The sequence below is a fragment of the Mesorhizobium sp. M7A.F.Ca.AU.001.01.1.1 genome, from assembly GCF_004022735.1.
Taxonomy (GTDB): Bacteria; Pseudomonadota; Alphaproteobacteria; order Rhizobiales; family Rhizobiaceae; genus Mesorhizobium; species Mesorhizobium ciceri.
The window spans coordinates 1-2,127 of the sequence record NZ_RZPF01000928.1 but is presented as its reverse complement, the minus strand read 5'-3'; the positions used below and the strand labels follow the sequence as shown (position 1 = coordinate 2,127).

Genomic DNA, 2,127 nt, shown 5'->3' with positions numbered 1-2,127 from the left:
AAATCGTCGCGGTCCTCATCGCCATCATCGTCGAAATCATCGCGATTCTGCTGCGTGTTCTGGATCGGCATCTGCGCCTGTGCGGCCGCGATGATGCGATTGTAATGCTCGGCGTGCTGGAGATAGTTCTCCGCCATGACCCGGTCGCCGGAGCTGTGTGAATCACGGGCAAGGGTGGCGTATTTTTCGGCGATCTGCTGAGCCGAACCGCGGATCTTCACGTCCGGGCCATTGCTCTCGTAGTTGCGCGTCAGGGGATTAGGCCCCTTGCGGTTGTTGTTGTTATTGTTGTTATTGTTACCACCGCCGCCGCCATTGTTGTTGCGACCGCGCATGCGCCTGTTCTGCTGTTGTGGCCTCATCAAACTCTCTTCATTTTGAAATTTTCGAAAAACTCTTCACGAACGGAGGCGCTCATGCAGCCAGCCGTTTCGTCTCTTCACCGGCGTTCGCCCGCATCGATTGCGTTGGCGCCACGTGTCATCCTGTTCCGGTTACATCACTTGCCGGACGATTCCCGCACGAAGCTTGGGCATCGTTTGCGCAAGAAGGCAGCTATTTCCAAGGAAAACCGAATCGCTAAGAGCACTGCCTGCTTCGTCTCATCCGGTTAAGGCGACCCTAGCCGCATTCCCCGGCATTGCCAAGCGCTTTTTTGCACTGCGTCAAGGCTTTATCCTTTCAAAGACAATAACCCTGTCGTTTCCACCGAGGTCACGGAAAACACTGCCCGGCACGTAGCCGGCTGCAGTGAATATCTCGCAGACCTCGTTGCGTTGCGTATGGCCGATCTCGACCGCAATTCTGCCTTCAATTTCCAAAAACCTTGCCGCTTCCGCAGCGATGGTTCTGTAGGGGTTCAGACCGTCCGCGCCGCCATCCAGGGCTAGGCGCGGGTCGAAATTGCGGACTTCGTCCTGCAGATTTCCAATGTCTTCGGAAGATATATAGGGAGGGTTTGCGACAATTACATGGTACCGGCCGGAAACTTTTTCGAACCAGTCCGACTGCAGCGCCGTGAACCGGCCCGCAAGACCAAGTTGCCCGGCATTGCGGGCCGCCGTCGCCAGCGCACCCGCGGACAGATCGACGCCGGTGGCATTAGCCGTCGGCACGACGCTGAGCAGCGCCAGCGCAATGGCGCCGGTGCCGGTGCCAAGATCGAGGATGCGACACTCGCCTTCCTGCGTCGCAACCGCCTTGACGAAGGGCAATATCGCCTCGACCAGCGTTTCGGTATCCGGCCGCGGTTCCAGCGTTTCCGGCGACAGCGCCAGGCGCAAACCGTAGAATTCACGATAGCCGAGGATGCGATGCACAGGTTCGCCGCCGGCGCGGCGTCTCAACGCGGCATCGATTTCGGCAACAGCGCCGGCGCCGACCCTGCGTTCGGGGTCCGCAATGGCTTGCGTGCGCGTCGTGCCCGAAAAATGCTCGACGATCAGCCTCGCATCGAGCGCCGGGTCGTCGACGGTGCTGCCGAGCCGAGCCCGCGCTTCCCGCAGCAGCGGCCCGAGCGCGTTGGGCAGGTCAGTCATCGATGCCGATGTCGGCGAGCAGCTTGGACTGATGATCGGCGATCAGCGCGTTGATGATCTCGTCGAGTTCGCCCATCATCACCCGGTCGAGCTTGTAGAGCGTCAAATTGATGCGATGGTCGGTGACGCGCCCTTGCGGGAAATTATAGGTGCGGATGCGTTCCGAGCGGTCACCGGAGCCGACCTGTGACTTGCGCGATTCGGAGCGCTCCTCGTCAGCCTTGCCGCGTTCGAGATCATAGAGGCGGGCGCGCAGGATCTGCATCGCCTTGGCGCGGTTCTGGTGCTGCGATTTCTCAGCCTGCACGACCATGATGCCGGTCGGCAGATGGGTGATGCGGACGGCCGAATCGGTGGTGTTGACGTGCTGGCCGCCCGAACCCGAGGCGCGCATCGTGTCGATGCGGATGTCTTCGGCCCTGATGTCGATGTCGACCTCTTCGGCCTCGGGCAGCACCGCGACGGTTGCCGCCGACGTGTGGATGCGCCCGCTGGCCTCGGTCGCCGGCACGCGCTGCACGCGATGCACGCCGGATTCGAATTTCAGATGCGCAAAGACGCCCTTGCCCGACACCGTGGCGATGATTTC

3 protein-coding genes are annotated in these 2,127 nt (G+C 61.1%); all 3 read right to left on the bottom strand.

The annotated features are described in order from the left end of the window. A partial coding sequence (locus tag EN884_RS34080; protein ID WP_128361044.1) for a DUF4167 domain-containing protein occupies window positions 1-362 on the bottom strand: 362 nt, incomplete at its 3' end. Between the two features lie 303 nt (window positions 363-665). After that, the gene (gene prmC, locus EN884_RS34075; RefSeq protein WP_063169067.1) at window positions 666-1,538 is read right to left on the bottom strand and encodes a peptide chain release factor N(5)-glutamine methyltransferase; all 873 of its coding nucleotides are present in this window, start codon (window positions 1,536-1,538) and stop codon (window positions 666-668) included. Then, a partial coding sequence (locus EN884_RS34070) for a peptide chain release factor-like protein (protein ID WP_128361043.1) occupies window positions 1,531-2,127 on the bottom strand: 597 nt, incomplete at its 5' end. The genes EN884_RS34070 and prmC, both read right to left, overlap by 8 nt.

Excerpts from the sequence above, each read along its gene's own strand:
- prmC (WP_063169067.1), bottom strand. The coding sequence starts at position 1,538 with ATGACTGACCTGCCCAACGCGCTCGGGCCGCTGCTGCGGGAAGCGCGG.